Source organism: Microbacterium sp. CCNWLW41 (assembly GCF_037083505.1).
Genome location: NZ_JBAOJP010000007.1, coordinates 126466 through 141174, shown reverse-complemented (window position 1 = coordinate 141174; position 14709 = coordinate 126466). Strand labels below are relative to the sequence as shown.

At 64.5% G+C, this 14709-nt stretch carries 26 protein-coding genes and 1 pseudogene; 19 read left to right on the top strand and 8 right to left on the bottom strand.

What is annotated here, in order from left to right; translation table 11 throughout:
- Positions 1–2: 2 nt before the first annotated feature.
- The 7 genes and pseudogenes from V6R91_RS23330 to V6R91_RS23300 form a co-directional block, all read right to left on the bottom strand.
- Complete coding sequence (locus V6R91_RS23330; protein ID WP_336397287.1) at positions 3–491, bottom strand: DUF2017 family protein; 489 nt, start codon at positions 489–491, stop codon at positions 3–5.
- Positions 492–523: 32 nt separating this feature from the next.
- Positions 524–820 (bottom strand): ATP-dependent Clp protease adapter ClpS, encoded by a 297-nt coding sequence (gene clpS / locus V6R91_RS23325; RefSeq protein ID WP_336397286.1) that lies wholly within the window; start codon positions 818–820, stop codon positions 524–526.
- A complete protein-coding gene (locus tag V6R91_RS23320) occupies positions 817–1158 on the bottom strand; it encodes a metallopeptidase family protein (protein ID WP_442928177.1) in 342 nt (113 codons plus the stop codon). Before V6R91_RS23320 ends, clpS begins: the two co-directional genes overlap by 4 nt.
- 129 nt (positions 1159–1287) lie before the next feature.
- A pseudogene (locus V6R91_RS23315) lies at positions 1288–1680 on the bottom strand (GNAT family N-acetyltransferase); the annotation flags it as partial.
- A 291-nt stretch (positions 1681–1971) separates the two neighbouring features.
- The gene (locus tag V6R91_RS23310) at positions 1972–2325 is read right to left on the bottom strand and encodes a hypothetical protein (protein ID WP_336397285.1); all 354 of its coding nucleotides are present in this window, start codon (positions 2323–2325) and stop codon (positions 1972–1974) included.
- A gap of 29 nt (positions 2326–2354) precedes the next feature.
- Complete coding sequence (locus V6R91_RS23305; protein ID WP_336397284.1) at positions 2355–2822, bottom strand: ImmA/IrrE family metallo-endopeptidase; 468 nt, start codon at positions 2820–2822, stop codon at positions 2355–2357.
- Positions 2807–3217, bottom strand: a complete 411-nt coding sequence (locus V6R91_RS23300; protein WP_336397283.1) for a helix-turn-helix domain-containing protein — start codon at positions 3215–3217, stop codon at positions 2807–2809. The genes V6R91_RS23305 and V6R91_RS23300 overlap by 16 nt, the downstream gene beginning before the upstream one ends.
- Before the next feature lie 77 nt (positions 3218–3294).
- Here V6R91_RS23300 and V6R91_RS23295 point away from each other — a divergent pair, with 77 nt between their 5' ends.
- Genes V6R91_RS23295 through V6R91_RS23285 form a run of 3 tightly spaced genes read left to right on the top strand, consistent with a single transcriptional unit; the run spans position 3295 to position 4486 of the window.
- On the top strand, positions 3295–3534 hold the full coding sequence (locus V6R91_RS23295) for a helix-turn-helix domain-containing protein (RefSeq protein WP_336397282.1): 240 nt from the start codon (positions 3295–3297) through the stop codon (positions 3532–3534).
- A complete protein-coding gene (locus tag V6R91_RS23290; RefSeq protein ID WP_336397281.1) occupies positions 3531–4283 on the top strand; it encodes a phage antirepressor in 753 nt (250 codons plus the stop codon). The genes V6R91_RS23295 and V6R91_RS23290 overlap by 4 nt, the downstream gene beginning before the upstream one ends.
- A complete protein-coding gene (locus V6R91_RS23285) occupies positions 4280–4486 on the top strand; it encodes an excisionase family DNA-binding protein (protein WP_336397280.1) in 207 nt (68 codons plus the stop codon). Before V6R91_RS23290 ends, V6R91_RS23285 begins: the two co-directional genes overlap by 4 nt.
- A gap of 26 nt (positions 4487–4512) precedes the next feature.
- Here the strand turns inward: V6R91_RS23285 and V6R91_RS23280 are convergent, their stop codons facing one another.
- Complete coding sequence (locus tag V6R91_RS23280; protein ID WP_336397279.1) at positions 4513–4719, bottom strand: hypothetical protein; 207 nt, start codon at positions 4717–4719, stop codon at positions 4513–4515.
- 472 nt (positions 4720–5191) lie between these two features.
- Here V6R91_RS23280 and V6R91_RS23275 point away from each other — a divergent pair, with 472 nt between their 5' ends.
- From V6R91_RS23275 to V6R91_RS23205, 16 genes are all read left to right on the top strand, one after another.
- Positions 5192–5599: a beta-sandwich lipoprotein gene (locus V6R91_RS23275; RefSeq protein ID WP_336397278.1), complete on the top strand. Its 408-nt coding sequence runs from the start codon at positions 5192–5194 to the stop codon at positions 5597–5599.
- A 507-nt stretch (positions 5600–6106) separates the two neighbouring features.
- Positions 6107–6289: a hypothetical protein gene (locus tag V6R91_RS23270; protein ID WP_336397277.1), complete on the top strand. Its 183-nt coding sequence runs from the start codon at positions 6107–6109 to the stop codon at positions 6287–6289.
- Complete coding sequence (locus tag V6R91_RS23265) at positions 6286–6810, top strand: hypothetical protein (protein ID WP_336397276.1); 525 nt, start codon at positions 6286–6288, stop codon at positions 6808–6810. The genes V6R91_RS23270 and V6R91_RS23265 overlap by 4 nt, the downstream gene beginning before the upstream one ends.
- A 352-nt stretch (positions 6811–7162) precedes the next feature.
- Entirely contained in the window at positions 7163–7420 is a 258-nt protein-coding gene (locus V6R91_RS23260; protein WP_336397275.1) for a hypothetical protein, read from the top strand.
- Positions 7421–7701: 281 nt separating this feature from the next.
- Positions 7702–7911 carry a hypothetical protein gene (locus V6R91_RS23255; RefSeq protein ID WP_336397274.1) on the top strand — a complete coding sequence of 70 codons (210 nt, stop codon included), beginning with the start codon at positions 7702–7704 and terminating at the stop codon, positions 7909–7911.
- The gene (locus V6R91_RS23250; RefSeq protein ID WP_336397273.1) at positions 7911–8084 is read left to right on the top strand and encodes a hypothetical protein; all 174 of its coding nucleotides are present in this window, start codon (positions 7911–7913) and stop codon (positions 8082–8084) included. Before V6R91_RS23255 ends, V6R91_RS23250 begins: the two co-directional genes overlap by 1 nt.
- Positions 8071–8892, top strand: a complete 822-nt coding sequence (locus tag V6R91_RS23245) for a PD-(D/E)XK nuclease-like domain-containing protein (protein ID WP_336397272.1) — start codon at positions 8071–8073, stop codon at positions 8890–8892. The genes V6R91_RS23250 and V6R91_RS23245 overlap by 14 nt, the downstream gene beginning before the upstream one ends.
- A 400-nt stretch (positions 8893–9292) precedes the next feature.
- The gene (locus V6R91_RS23240; protein ID WP_336397271.1) at positions 9293–9889 is read left to right on the top strand and encodes a hypothetical protein; all 597 of its coding nucleotides are present in this window, start codon (positions 9293–9295) and stop codon (positions 9887–9889) included.
- A 71-nt stretch (positions 9890–9960) separates the two neighbouring features.
- Complete coding sequence (locus V6R91_RS23235; RefSeq protein WP_336397270.1) at positions 9961–10347, top strand: RusA family crossover junction endodeoxyribonuclease; 387 nt, start codon at positions 9961–9963, stop codon at positions 10345–10347.
- Positions 10340–10615 carry a WhiB family transcriptional regulator gene (locus tag V6R91_RS36400; RefSeq protein ID WP_442928172.1) on the top strand — a complete coding sequence of 92 codons (276 nt, stop codon included), beginning with the start codon at positions 10340–10342 and terminating at the stop codon, positions 10613–10615. The genes V6R91_RS23235 and V6R91_RS36400 overlap by 8 nt, the downstream gene beginning before the upstream one ends.
- The gene (locus V6R91_RS23230) at positions 10612–12135 is read left to right on the top strand and encodes a DNA methyltransferase (RefSeq protein ID WP_336397269.1); all 1524 of its coding nucleotides are present in this window, start codon (positions 10612–10614) and stop codon (positions 12133–12135) included. The genes V6R91_RS36400 and V6R91_RS23230 overlap by 4 nt, the downstream gene beginning before the upstream one ends.
- Positions 12132–12521 carry an HNH endonuclease gene (locus V6R91_RS23225; protein WP_336397268.1) on the top strand — a complete coding sequence of 130 codons (390 nt, stop codon included), beginning with the start codon at positions 12132–12134 and terminating at the stop codon, positions 12519–12521. The genes V6R91_RS23230 and V6R91_RS23225 overlap by 4 nt, the downstream gene beginning before the upstream one ends.
- 189 nt (positions 12522–12710) lie before the next feature.
- Entirely contained in the window at positions 12711–13124 is a 414-nt protein-coding gene (locus V6R91_RS23220; RefSeq protein WP_336397267.1) for a hypothetical protein, read from the top strand.
- The gene (locus V6R91_RS23215) at positions 13096–13941 is read left to right on the top strand and encodes a hypothetical protein (protein ID WP_336397266.1); all 846 of its coding nucleotides are present in this window, start codon (positions 13096–13098) and stop codon (positions 13939–13941) included. The genes V6R91_RS23220 and V6R91_RS23215 overlap by 29 nt, the downstream gene beginning before the upstream one ends.
- A complete protein-coding gene (locus V6R91_RS23210) occupies positions 13938–14225 on the top strand; it encodes a hypothetical protein (RefSeq protein WP_336397265.1) in 288 nt (95 codons plus the stop codon). The genes V6R91_RS23215 and V6R91_RS23210 overlap by 4 nt, the downstream gene beginning before the upstream one ends.
- Entirely contained in the window at positions 14222–14641 is a 420-nt protein-coding gene (locus tag V6R91_RS23205) for a single-stranded DNA-binding protein (protein ID WP_336397264.1), read from the top strand. Before V6R91_RS23210 ends, V6R91_RS23205 begins: the two co-directional genes overlap by 4 nt.
- Positions 14642–14709: the final 68 nt, after the last annotated feature.

Sequence of the window (14709 nt, the reverse complement as noted above, 5' to 3'; positions counted from 1 at the left end):
GATCAGGCGTCGTCACGCGCGTCGGCGGCCTCGATGAGTCCTTCCAGGCGGTAGCCGAGCCAGTCGTAGACGCCGAAGCGCGGATCCTCGGGATCGTGCGGCGCATCCGTCTCGATGCCGAGTCGGGACGCGATCACCAGCCGCAGCGCCGTCAGCGTGCGCAGCCAGGCGTCCAGCTCCGCGTCGGCGATCACGACGTCCAGCGGGTCCATGTCGTCCGGGCTGCCGTCGTCCGCGGTGAACCGCTCGAGCCCGGCGCGGACGATGCGCGCGTCGGCCGCGCGGCGGTCGAGGAGGTCGTCGGAGGTCGCGCGCGCGAACTCGGCGGAGGCCTCGGGGTCGTCGGGGTAGACCGCGGGGGTGAGCCGGTCGAGCCCCGGGTCGTGCTCGAGGTCGGTGTCGGCGAGGATCTCCAGGAACTGCTCGACCAGGTCGGCGAGGTGGCGGCCCTCGAGACGGGCGAGCGGGACGAGGATGATGCGATCGTTCACGGGTGTCCTTGCGGGAGCGCTGATGTGCGTGGTCAGTCCGCGGATTCGCGGACGGTGGCCCAGAGGCCGTAGTCGTGCATCGCCTGGGCGTGGACCTCCATGGTCTCGCGGGGTCCGGTCGCCACGACGGCATGGCCTTCGTGGTGGACGGCGAGCATGAGTCGGGTGGCCACGTCGGACGGGTAGCCGAAGTAGGTGCGGAACACCCGCACCACGTAGCTCATGAGGTTGACCGGGTCGTCCCACACGACGAGCTGCCACGGGCGTGCCGCGACCGCCTGGAGGTCGGTCTCCTCATCGAGGTCGGGGGTGGCGAGCGGAGTGCTCATGCCCACCCCAGCTCGTGCAGTTGCGCATCGTCGATGCCGTAGTAGTGGGCGATCTCGTGGACGAGCGTGGTGTGCACCTCGTCGCGCAGCTCCTCCTCGGTCGCGCACTGCGCGAGATGTGCTTCGCGGTAGACGATGATGCGGTCCGGGAGCTCTCCCATCCCGTAGTTGCCGCGCTCGGTGACGGCGAGCCCGTCGTAGAGGCCGAGCAGGTCGGTGGAGCCGTCCTCCGAGCGGTCCTCGATGACGAAGACCACGTTGTCGAGCCCGTCCACCATGTCATCGGGAAGGCGGTCCAGCTCGTCCACGACCAGGGCCTCGAAGGCCTCCGCATCCATCTCCAGGGCGGGGCGGTGCAGGTCGATCGCCATGTGCACCCGGGGACCGTGGTCGGCGAGCCCCCAGCGATCCTCCGCCGCCGCCAGCGCGCGGTGGAACTCGTCGTCCGGCGCGGGCCGCTGCGCGAAGCCGAGGGACGCGTAGAACGGCGCATTCCAGGGCACGTCGGCGTACGTCCTGAGCGTCACGGCGGTGTAGTCGCGCTCCTCGGCCTCCGCCAACGCGGCTTCGACCAGGGCGCGCCCGTGGCCTCGGCGCGCGTGGTCGGGCAGCACCGAGAGCTGCTCCAGGTGCCCCTCGCCGTCGTGCTCCAGGACGTGGACGAAGCCCACCGGATCGCCCTCCTCGGCCTCGGCGACGACGAGGACGAAGCCCAGCTCCGAGATCCGCTCCGCACCGGAGGGCGGCTCGCCCCAGTCGACGTCGCCGAACACCGCGGTGAAGGCGGCGTCCGCGGCTCGCTCGATCTCCGACAGCCGGGCGAGGTCGGCATCGGTCGCGTCGCGGACGAAGGAGGGCATGCCTTCGATGCTACCGAGCGCGCGGGCCGTCAGCGTCGCCGCGCGAGCGGATCCGGCCGGCTCCGCTCGGGAGGTCCGCCCGCCGAAAGAGAAGTGGCGAGGTTCAGGAGTGAACCTCGCCACATTGGGGTGAGTAACGGGACTTGAACCAACAGTCCGGCCAGATCGACAACCCCGCCCGATCCCCGTTCTGCCCCGTAATTCCGCGGTTCTTCAAGGATACCGGCCTGAGTGCCAGAGGGCCACAAAATGCCCTCTAAGACTGCAAAATGTAGTCATGACTACACGTGCTCAGCCGCCGCACGCCTTAGAGGCAGCCTCGTAGATTGCCTCTACGTTGTCGTAGTACTCAGACGGGCTCAGCGGCGAACTAGAGAGGACGCCGGCAGCTACGTTGCCCCGCGCCGATTCCAGCTCGTCATCTAGAGTGTGCCCCTTGGCGATTCGATCACATCGGTCACTCAACCCAACGAGCAGTTGCTCGTCACTAACCGACTCGACGTGCGAGCGCGGGTTGGATCGAAGCTCCTCCAGGAAGGTCGCTTCCCGGTTCTGATTCGTGAGGGCGACCACCACAAAGACTGCTACGGCGGCGAGGATCCCTACCAGGATGATCAGACCAGGAATCCAGATCGACTTCTTCATGCGTAGCAGCCTTCCTTGTTGGCTCGGCGTCAAGCTTCCGCGGCCACTTTAGAGGCCCATTGCCCGGCCCCCATGCGTGGCCCGACGTATACGGTCTCTCCGACCCGGAGGAGCACCCTCTGGAAGGCGACCACTATGTCGTCGATCACGTCGAGGTCTTGCGCCATCAGGTGGACGTTGCCCTCGCGGGCTTCCTCCGTGATGCGGTACTCCCGGTGATCGATGAGGCGCAACGCCGCCCACTCGTCTGCGCGACGCTCCTGTTTTGCGTTGACGGGGCCGAACTTTGACGGAACATCCCCAAACACCGCGTGGCACAACTCGTGCGCCAGGGTGGATCGGAGGAGACGATAGGACATGCCCGCCTGCAAGCGGATCGTGTGTGTCCTCGCGTCGTAGTCGCCGTCTCGGTCAAGGTGCGACAGATCCTCGTACTCGATAGCGACGCCGAGCGCGTCGGCCATGTCGTAGAGGTGTCTGGTCATTCCGTGTCCCATCCGCGATCCTTGGACCGCTTCCGCGCGGCCCGGGCGTAGTCATCTTGGGTCTCAGTGTCACGTGCAGCACGGACATTGCCCCAGACTCTCGGCTCGGGTACGCGCAGGCCGTTCTCAACGAAGAACACGGTTCCGTCGATAGGTCCCTGCATCTCGTCAACCAGCTCCTCGGCTTCGGCAAGGATCTGAACGGCGGTCTTCTCGAATCCAGCAGCCATTACATCGAGCTGGTCAAGGTCGATGGACCGCTCTCCGCGCAGCATCTTGGAGAGCTGCGACTGGGAGACGCCGACCGAGTCGGCCATCTGCTTCTGTGTCACGTTGTACCGGGCCATGAGGCCGGCGACGATGCGTCCAACTTCGGCAGTCAGAAGAGAGGGCTTCGAGTTCGTCATGACTACAGTATGTCAAATCTGACCCTGAACGGCGAGTCTTGCTTGACTTCTAGTCCTACTGAACTAACGTAGTCCACATGAACTACTCGACGCCGAGCAACCAGGCTGCCCGAGCCATTCGATTGCTTCTCGCTGACAAGCGAGAGACGATCGAGCAGCTCAGTGATCAGACCGGCATCGCTCACTCTACTCTGAAGCGCCGACTTCTCGGCGTTACCCCTTTCACCATCGACGAGCTGCACCTGATTGCAAAGCACTTCGGTGTCCGTATCACGCAGGTGCTCCGTTCTCCCTACGAGACGGAGGATGCAGCATGAGCGCCCTGGAAGTGTTCAAATACGGCGAGCACCATGTGCGCACGGTGGTCGTCAACGGCGAGCCGTGGTTCGTCCTCGCAGACCTCGCCCGAGTTCTAGAGATCGCGGCTCCCGGTCGGTTGGCCGCTCGCCTAGACGAGGATGTGCGTCAGACGCACACCCTTCAGACTGCTGGTGGCTCGCAGCGGATGGTGATCGTATCCGAGCCGGGCATGTACGAGGTCGTACTCCGGTCCGACAAACCTGAAGCGCGACGCTTCCGCTGGTGGATCACCAATGATGTGCTCCCCACGATCCGCAAGACCGGTCGATACGGCTCGGACGTGGACATGCTTGCAGCGCTCCCGTCCGCGAAGCTCTTGCGTCTCGCCGCAGAGGCCGCGGAGCGAGCGGAGGCAGCGGAGGCGAAGATCGCGCTCGATGCCCCGAAGGTAGAGGCGTACGACACCTTCATGGACGCCGACGGGACCTATGGCGTCGGAGCGGTCGCGAAGATGCTGGGCCTGTCCCAGAACAAGCTCTTTGACCTGCTGCGAAACGCGGGCGTCCTCATCGCAAAGGGGGCGATGAGGAACACCCCTTACCAGAAGTACATGCAGTACTTCTCGGTGGTGGCTCACCCGTTCGAGCGCTCCAATGGTGAACGGTCGGTCTCGTACACGACCAAGGTGCAGCCCTCCGGCGTCGACTTCATTCGACGGAAGCTCGGCATCCATGCCGCGCTCAGCGCGGAGGTGGTCGCGTCATGATCACCGCCCGCGAACTCGCTGCACCCGATCTCCTCAACTGTTCGCTGGACAAGGTCTACCGGATGGCGCGCAAGGGTGAGATCCCCGCCGTGAAGGTCGGGACCGAATACCGCTTCGACTGGGACGAAGTGAAGACCGCACTCACGGCCAAGCACGTTGACCCGTGGGTCAACCCCCGGGCACGACGCAGGAGGGTGTCGTGACCAGCGTCAACCTGAATGCTGGGGAGTCAATGCGGTTGGCGCTCCAGAGCGTCGAGTCGGTTTGCGACTTCCGCGAGACCTTCGCTGACAACGGCAAGAAGGTCCGTCAGCAGGACGGTCTGACGGCTGAGGTAGCGGATCGCGTCCTCGTCTCGGACGAAGTCGGCGTTGGCGTCGTCGAGGCGGGCGACGAAGAGCTTCATCGCGGTCAGGGTGTCTGTCTGGATGCTCATGGCTCGACTGTAGGGGACGCCCCTACCGGTTGATCTCCGTTATCTGATCGGCCGCGTTCCTGGCCCTTGGTTGGTCGGGACCGGTACTCAGTGCGCCCGTTTTCGGGTGGCACGACAACTACATAGCCCCTCGGACGGCGTACGAAGCGTCAATGTGCCGGGAGCGTTTGCGGCGGAGGCATCGAAGGGTGTCCCGAGTCAGGGCGGTTACAGAGAGCACTTGTGAGCGAGGGCGTCGTCGTGGGCGTCTGGGCGGGGTGTGGAGGAAATGTAACGCGTCTGATGGATGACTGAACGAGTCGGGAACGTATGCCGGGTTGTGAAGGGCGCGTGAGTGTTCCTGTGTGGATGGACTGATGGACCGAGCCCCGTTCCGGGCCGTGTCGGTGAACACATGGGGGTGGCGTTGATGGTCCTTTGCTGGGGTTCGACTCCCCAGGACGCACGCAGATAGACAACGAAAGGGGTCTGCATGAAAACCTCGATGAAGGTTGGAGTCGGTGTGGTCGGCGCGCTCGCGCTGTTCGGGCTTGCCGGGTGTACCAGTGACGCCGACAAGGCGTCAGAGAACATCGCTACCGCGGCTGAGGCGTTCGAGGTGCAGCGGACGATCGCAGGCGTCAACGGCATCACGGGCGCGACGATCTTCTTCGCTGAGGGGCGGTGCTCGTTCGAGTATCCGTCCGGGCGGCGCGTGGATGTGACGTGCAAGTACGGCCCGGAGGAGTACCGGAAGCACACCTTCATTCTTGGTGACCAGGACTCGGTGGTTGTCACCCAGGAGAAGGCGATCGACGTGAGCGAGTACCACACTCGCATCATCCTGAAGCCGCAGAACTTGTTGCCCGAGTTCGACATCAAGGTCGGTGAGGACGGCTAGTAACTGGCCCGTGCGTGCGCTCGCGGATCGGCGCACGGGCACTTCGGGGTTCTGGTTCTGAGGTCAATGCGGCAGGGGTGTCGTAGTACCTCCCAGGAGTTTCCCCGTGGGGGTCGACGTGTGGTGCGTCGGCCCCCGTTCTTCTTGTTTGAGCAAGGGAGCTGTGATGTGGCAGTTGAACGGGGCGTGGTTTGAGTTGACGCCGCATGCGATCAACCGGGCGTTGGATATGGCGCTTGATGAGGACGCGATCAGGGGTGTGTTGGGGGATCCGCGGCATGTGAGACCGGGGACTGCGGGGCGGGAGTTGTGGACGCGGGGGAGTTTGTCGGCGGTGATGGAGGCGCGTGATGGGTTTTGGGCGGTGATTACGTTCACGTGGGCGACGGCGCATGCGTGGGTGGTGGATCGGGAGACGGTGCGGTCTCGGTCTGGTCGTTTGGATGCGGATCGGGAGCGGCGGATGAGGTACGCAGCCAAGATGCGGAAGCGCGGAAGGAGCCCACGATGAGCCGGTTTCTGGCTGACGTCAGTTCGGGGATGTTGTTCCTCCTCGGGATCTTGATGTGGGCGGTGATCGGGCACGAGGTGTCGGAACCGTTGGGGTTCTGGCTCCAGGTGGCGGGTGGCGCCATGACGGTGATCGGGCTGGATTGGCGGATCCGGCTCGCGTCGAAGGAGAAGAAGTGATGGAGCCGGTGGGAGCGTCTGCACGCGGCGGCTGTGGTGAGGCGACGAACGGCGAAGCGGGGGTGGCTCTCCGCGAGTTCTACCAGGCTGAGCGTGACGAGGAGTTGGGGCGTTGGCGATGGCCGGAGAACCCCGACTACGTGGTATATCCAGTCATCCAGGCGGCGCACGAGATCGCATTCGGCCAGGAATTGTCGGTGATGGTTTTCCACGAACCGACCGGTGTGCTCAAGGGTTACTGCCGCGCGGAGGATCAGGGCGGCGATCTGACTCGCGAGTATCCAGGTGCCGCTCGCGCCTACTTCGACGCACACCCGGAGCGGAATCCCTGGGAGGGCGCGAAGGAGGGCGAGGTGTGGGCGATAACGGTCGAGCACGCGGCTGTCAGAGCGGAGTACGACGGCATGATCGCGGTCACAGTAGACCGGGGCGATTTCGTGGCGACGACGGGGCTGATGCGCATCGACTTGCACGACTCCCAGATCACCGCCGCGCGTCGTATCTGGCCGGAGTCGGACTGATGTACACGTGTCCGTCGTGTGAGGCGACCACGAACATCACCCGAACCCACCACGGCACCCGCACCGGCCTGTACTGCGGGGACTGCTCACACAGGTGGGACGAACCCGAACCGACGCCCGCGTGTGTGCGGTGCGCGGAATGGGTTGGGGGTCCACCGCATGAGCCGTCGAGGAGATGCCACTACCGACCGACGTACGTGGCGCACTGTACGTGTCGAGCTTGCTGGGGATGACGACGTGGAATCGGTAGACGAAGAGGGCATCCGAGCCACACGGCTGCGCATCGAAGCGGAGAGGATCATCCTCGAAAGCCTCGCGCACTGTAGGTGTACGGCGTGCTGGGGGTGATGTCGTGAACGTCGATGTGAGTGCGTTTCTGGCCTTCCTGAAGCAACACGAACCCGACCTGGCAATGAACTACGTGTCGCGTCCCCACCCTCACGTGCGGGATGACCTCACAGACGGGCCGGATGCGGTCACGATCGACGGTTGGTGGTTCGTGGCCGATCTTGAAGCCGCGATTCGCGCGGCGATCCACGGACAGATCGGGTCGGTGCCGTTGCCTCGGCCCAGACCGGCGAACTACCTGGAGAGGGGTGAGGCAACGTGACTGCGATCAGATGGTTGAGCTTCCTGCTAGCCGCAATTCCTCTGGTGTGTCTCTGGTTCACACCTGTTAGCCCCGCAACGGTCGTCCTTGCGGGGCTCTTTCTTGTCTTCGCTTCGGTCTACTGCTGGTCGATCGGAGCCCACATCAATAAGGAGCACTCATGACTCAGAAGACGTTTCAGATGACCGCGAGCGGGATGAAGAAGATGCCTGGGTGGTTCTCGTGGCGACACCAGACCCGGGACGCTCACGACGCTGCGTCTGCGGCGTACAGGGCGGTTCGTGGGCGTGCTGCACGTCAGCGCCGCGCGGCGGAACGGGCAGGTCGTGAACGTCGCTGAGATTGAGGCGCGCCTGCTGATCGAGCAGAACGCGCTCGAACGAGCCGTGCACGCGGAGAACCCGGTAGCGATCGCGATGTTCCAGGGGCATGTGCGGGATTGGGAGAGACGGTTGCGGGAAGCACGCCTCGCAGAAGAAGGAGGCTGGTGATGGACGATCCGATTCGACACCAGGAGGGCATGAAAGCCGCACGCCTAACGTCCGAGTGGCGCATTGGTGATCGCGCGTGGGCTGACGAGATCGTATGGGCCTATCTGCACCCCGAGACGGCCATACGGTCCATCCGCGACGAGATGGGAGAGGATCCGCATGATTCTGCATGACCTTCCTGATGAGGCTTACCATGCGCGCCCCGACCTTTCGAGCACCGGGGCGCGTCTGCTTCTGCCCGAGTTCGGCGGGAGCCCGGCGAAGTTCATCTGGGACAAGCAGCACCCCCGCACGACCACGAAGTCGTACGACGTGGGTCACGCGGTGCACGCGAAGGTGCTCGGGACCGGGTTGCAGGCGGTCGCGTACCCGGACGACGTGTTGGCGTCGAACGGTGCCGCGTCGACGAAGGCCGCGAAGGAGTGGGCGGACGAGCAGCGAGCCCTCGGGTTCGTGCCCATGAAGGCCGTCGAGGTCGCCGTCGTGAACCGTATCGCGGAAGCGGTCCTCGCTAACCAGGATGCTCGGGACGTGCTGGAGGCACCGCACCGCGAAACATCGATATTCACCACGTCACCGGAGGGGGTGCCGGTTCGAGCACGGTTCGACATCTACGGCACACGAGCCGGCGACCTGAAGACCTGCCAGGACGCATCACCCCGCGGTTTCCTGAAGCACGTCATCGACTACGGGTACTTCTTTCAGGAGGGCTGGTATCGGGACGCGCACCTGTGGGAAACGGGTGAGGAGTTGGAGTCGTTCCGGTTCATCGCTGCCGAGACGACCGGCCCTTACCAGGTGGCAGTGCACGAGCTGGACATCGTGTTCCGGGACATCGCGAAAGACCTGACCAGGCGAGCCCGCGACGTGTACACGGAGTGTGTGCAGTCGGGGGTTTGGCCGGGCGTGGACGGGGAACTACTCGCCCCACCCACATGGATGGTCTACCAGCACGAGGAAGAACAGGAGATCCGGATTTGAACACCCCGGTTATGGGCTTGTCCGCGCGGGCCATCTCTGGGTTCGGTACTGATCACCCGTGGGATCCGAGTGACCTGCTTCGCTGCATCCGATACTGCGATTGGCATGGCATTTCTACGGAGACTCTGCGTAAGCGCATGTCCGGGCGGTCCTCTCAATGGGACCTCCTCCTCGCAGAGTGGGACAACCTCGTTGCGCTGCTGAAACGGGAGATGGATAGCCGAACCGATGGGCGAGCGCCGCTCACCTACTTCGAGATGAAGCGCGTTCTCAACGATGGGCTGAGGTGTTTCACGTGCGGCGGCAGCGCGCGCGGCGCTGAATGTCGGAAGTGCAAGGGAACGGGATACCGCAACGGCGGTCGATGTCGTGTCGAGGGATGCAATCGAGGGGCGTTCGCATGCCCGACCTGCAACGGATGCGGCTACATCCGAAAGGAGAAGTGATGGATATCACGAGAACGGTTGAGCCCCGCAGCGACCAGCTCAACTACGACGATGTGCAGACGCACAACCTCGTGATCACGATCACGGAGGTGAAGGCTGGCCCACCGGATCAGCCCGTGCACCTTCACAACGCCGAGTTCCCTGGTCGCCCGTACAAGCCGGGGAAGAGCATGCGGCGGGTGCTGATTGCGGCGTGGGGTGCTGAGGCGTCCGTGTGGGTTGGGCGGCGTATCGAGTTGTTCGGTGACCCGTCGATCCGGTTCGGGAAGGAAGCCGTTGGCGGCATCCGGATTCGTGCCATGTCACACCTGTCTGCCCCGCTTACGGTCGCGCTGACCGTGACGAGGGGGAAGCGTGAGCCGTTCACGGTTCAGCCTCTCCCGGACATCCCTGCGGTTGAGGCAGTCGTGGCGGATGCGCTGGCGGACATCAACGGCGCCGAATCGCTCCCCGCCCTGAAAGCCGCGTGGGATCTCGCCGGAACCAGGGGAGTGCAGGGGCACCCCGACGTGATCGCAGCGAAAGACAAGCGCAAAGCCGACTTGGCCTGACGCTATTCAAGTCTGAGGGGCGGTATCCGAAGTAACGGATACCGCCCCTCCTCATACCCAAAGGAGGAACCGTGACCGTGATTCGTGTTGACGGTGTCCCGGCCCCTCAGGGGTCGAAGACGAGAACCCGGTACGGGATGTTCGAGTCGTCGAAGCGGGTGAAGCCGTGGCGTGAGGCCGTTGTCGCGGCTGTGAAGAACATGGAACCGATCGCTGCACCGTACGCGGTCACTGTGCACTTCTTCATCCCGCGGCCGAAGAAGACGGACGCCGCGTACCCGGTGGCGCCGGCCATCGGGGATGTCGACAAGATGCTGAGGGCAACCCTGGACGGGCTGACACAGGGCGGGCTCATCGCGGATGACCGGTTCGTGATCGTCGCGCACGCGTCGAAGCAGTGGGCTGGGGCGGATGGTCCCGGCGCCGTCATCGCGGTGAAGCAGGTGGCCCATGGCTGAGCTGATTCGTGTGGTGACGGAGTCGTTCCTGCCCCCGGAGAGGTGGATGCAGGACGGTGCCTGTACCCAGTCCGACCCTGACGCGTGGTTCGCGGATCAGGACGAAACGAACCTGACCAGGCAGGCGAAGCGCGTGTGCAGGACGGTGTGTCCGGTGCGTGAGCAGTGCTTGGAGTATGCGTTGCGGTCGGGTGAGCAGTCTGGTGTGTGGGGTGGGTTCACGGCGATGGAGCTGCGACAGATTCGACATGGCAGGAGAGTCGCGTGACGCTTCACTACGAGGACGCGGGCCTGCGTCTGTTCCACGGGTCGAACAAGGTCATTCTGCCGACGCTCCCGGACGCGTCGTATGACTCGATCGTCACTGACCCGCCGTACGAGCTCGGGTTCATGGGCAAGGGGTGGGACTCCACCGGGATCGCCTACGACGTGGACATGTGGGCGGAGTGCCTACGCGTGCTGAAGCCCGGCGGGCACCTGCTCGCGTTCGGGGGTACTCGCACGTGGCATCGCATCGCCGCCGCGATCGAGGACGCCGGTTTCGAGATCCGCGACTCGATCGCGTGGATGTACGGCTCCGGGTTCCCGAAGTCGATGGACGTCGCAAAGGCGATCGACAAGATGCGCGTCGAGGACGTCGAGCCGATCCGGGCTGTCTGCCGGGTTATCCGGGCCGCGATGGACGCCCGTGGTCTGCGGTCGCGGGATCTCGTCGAGCACTTCGACGGATGCCACCCGCGACTGATCGACCACTGGGCCGCACGCGACACCGATTCTCAGCCGTCGCTACCGACGATCGCACAGTGGGAGACCTTGCGCGACGTGCTCGCGATCACCGATTCCGACGTTGACGCGGAGGTCCGCAGACTAAACGCGCGCAAGGGGGAGTTCGGTGAGGCATTCAAGTCCCGGGCGGTGACCGGTGTCGTCGCTGAGTGGACCGACCGCACGAACTACGCGCTGACGTCGCGAGATGGTCTGCGCCGCGACGCGGCGATTGCTGGAAGCGCCGCGGAAGCGTGGCAGGGCTGGGGCACCGCCCTCAAGCCCGCGTTTGAGCCGATCGTCGTCGCCCGCAAGCCGCTCGCCGGGACGGTCGCGGCGAACGTGCTCACGTACGGCACCGGTGCGCTCAACATCGACGCCTGCCGGGTGGAGACGACGGACGACCTGAACGGTGGAGCGTATTCCAAGAACGGCGGACGGTCGGTCTCCGGATCGCTGAACCCGTCGGGGATGAACCGTGAGGGTGCAACGGCACACGGCGAGTACGTGCAGCCGTCCGGCCGCTTCCCGGCGAACGTCCTTCTGGACGAGTCGCAGGCCGCGGCGCTGGACAAACAGTCGGGTGTGCTCACCTCGGGACTCATGCCACCGGGAACACCGAAGCGCGGAAAGGCGGCGGGCATCCTCGGTGAGTTCAAGCCGCAGGAGTCCACGAGCGCGACCTATGGCGACTCGGGCGGCGCATCTCGGTTCTTTCCAATCTTTCGCTATGTCGGCAAGGCGCCGTCCTCGGAGCGTCCAGAGGTTGATGGAACCGTGCACGCGACAGTGAAGCCGCTCGAGCTCATGCGGTGGCTGATTCGTCTCGTCACTCGACCCGGAGGTCGCGTCTTGGATCCGTTCGCCGGCTCTGGAACGACAGGGGAGGCGGCGCTGCTCGAGAGCATGGAGGTCGATCTGATCGAGCTCGAAGCGGACCACCTGCCGCTGATCCTGCAGCGGGTGCGGAAACCACTGCAGCCACCGATCTTCGGCGGCTGGGAAGGGGGCGATGTCGCGTGATTGGTCCGAAGGCTCCGAAGCCGTCTAAGGGTGAGGAGCGGGCGGCGTACTCTGCGGCGACCGATCGGGGCGGCGGGAGGTGTGCCCGGTGTTCCTGCTCCCCTGTGCAGCGTGATCACCGGAAGAACCGTTCGCAGGGTGGGTTGACGACCCTCGCGAACTTGCAACTGCTGTGTGTTACCTGCCACCAGTGGAAGACGGAGAACCCGGCCGACGCGCTGGTGGAGGGGTTCGCGGTTCCGTCTTACGCCCGACCCGAGTTGTGGCCTGCCTGGCATGTCGGCATCGGCTGGTTGCTGTATCTGGACGGGCCGGACGAGAACGGGCGTCTTGTGCAGCCGATCAACGAATCGACGGCGCACATGTTGATGGGAGGTGGACGGTGAGGGCGTGGCAGTTCGAGCATCTGGCGTGGCGTGCACGAGCCCACCCGGATGAAGCGGATGACGTGTACCGGACGTTGTACTTCCACGGGATGGAGGTTGGGGAGATCTCGGGTGCGTGCCGGGTGGATGAGTGGGTGGTGCGTCGAGCGATCCTCGGTGACGCCTGGGGCAAGGAAGGGAGCTGATGGTGTGAGAATCCGGAGCATCAAGCCGGAGTTCTGGGACGGATGGCCGGGCGCGGAGTTCCTCTACACCGGGCCCCTCCTGAAGTGGGCGGACGTAGACCGGACCGCGCCGCCGGCGGCCGACAAGCGGTACGTGTACTTCCTGTATCGCGGCGAAGACCTCCTCTACATCGGCAAGGCGTGGAGCGTTCGGTACAGGTTCGAGAAGCACGCGCGGAAGGCCTGGTGGCCCGACGTCACCGCCTACGAAGTGGTTGCTCTGACGGGCGGCGACCAGTGGGAGCTCGAGACCGCTATCTGCGCACTCGAGAAGGCGTGCATCGCTGAGTTCGTGCCGATGAAGAACATCGCCGGTCCGGCGTACCTGCCAGGAAGGAGGCTCTGGGTAGATGGCCAGAATCCGCACGATCAAGCCTGAGTTCTGGGACTCTCCCGGAACCGCGCAGGCGTCGCTCCGGGCGCGCTTGTTCTTCATCGCGATGTGGAACTGGGCGGATGACTGGGGGATCGGGACAGCGAACCCCAAGCAGCTCATCGGTTTCGCGTTCCCGAACGACGACGACGTGACAGTGGCGGATTTTCCGCGCCTTCGCACGGAAGTTGCGGAGTGCTACGGAGTGCAGTGGTACGAGGTCGAGGGACGCCCGTACTACTGCATCCCGTCGTGGGACAACCACCAGAAGAACGAGCGGCGCGCGTCTAGACGAAATCCGACTCCTGACCAGGGGATTCCTGTTGACACGGAAACGCGCGGAAGTTCCGTGCAAACGCGCGGAGGATCACCCGTAGGAACAGGGGAACAGGGGAACAGGGGAACAGGGGAACAGATACATGCGCACCCTCCGGATGCGCGCGCATCTGCGCCGAAGATCGCATCGAAACAGGTGGATGAACTCTTCGACAGCTTCTGGTCCGTGTGGCCGTTGAAGAAGGGCAAGCAGCCGGCACGGAAGGCGTTCGAGAAAGCGATCAAGTCCGGGGCGAGCCTGGAGCAGATCCTTGCCGGGGTGGAGAACTACAAGCGGGAGATCGGTCCTTCGCCGGACTGGTCGAAGGTGAAGTATCCGCAGGGGTGGTTGAACGATGCCCGGTGGGAGGACGAGACCGCGCCCGTGGTGAAGCCGTCGAATCAACCTGATCCGTACCGTTCGTCTGCGCCGACGTGCGCGGAGGGTGCGCATCGGTGGTTGGGCGATGGGACGTGCATGTTGTGCACGGAAAGGAGACAGACGTGACTAAGGACTTCGACTGGATGGTTCTGATCAGCAAGAGAGCCGCGTTGAAGGAACAGTTCCCGCCGTTGCGGAAGGTTCTCAACGAACGCCCTGGATGCGCTGCCGACATTGAGCGGAAGCGCATTTTTCGTGAGGCGGCGGTGATGAAGCGGGCTGAGGCGGACATGGCTAGGCGTCGGGCCGCATTGGTGGAGGCCGAGCGGCGTCGGGAGCGTGCCGCGAATCGTCGCCGGGCGGCTGAGTACAAGGCGCTTCAGGCGCAGAAACGAGAAGGAGCAGCATGAGCAAGGCAACACTGACGATCGAGGGTTTCGTTGCGAAGGACCCGGAGCTGAAGTATCACAACGGGCGTGCGGTGACGAGTGTGACCGTTCCGCACACTCCGCGCCGGTTGAACAAGCAGACGAACCAGTGGGAAGACGCAGGCCCGACGTTGTGGGTGCAGGCGTCGTTCTGGGAGGACGACGCGGAGATCGTGGTCGAGAGGGTGTCGAAGGGCTCTCTCGTGACGATCACTGGTCAGCCGGAGTTGCGGGTGTTCACGAAGCAGGACGGTACGGCGGACGCGGGGCTGTCGTTGAAGTTCGGGACGCTCGGGGTCATCCCGCGACGTTCCGGAAATGGGCCTGTTCCGGTCGCAACGGAGTCCACGGATTCCTGGAACACGGCAGGGAGCTTCGGGGATGACAGCCCCTTTTGAGTATCCGTTGTGGCGGTGTCCGGCCTGTCCTGTCCTCATCCCGGGGGAGGGGCAGGCCGTACAGGTTC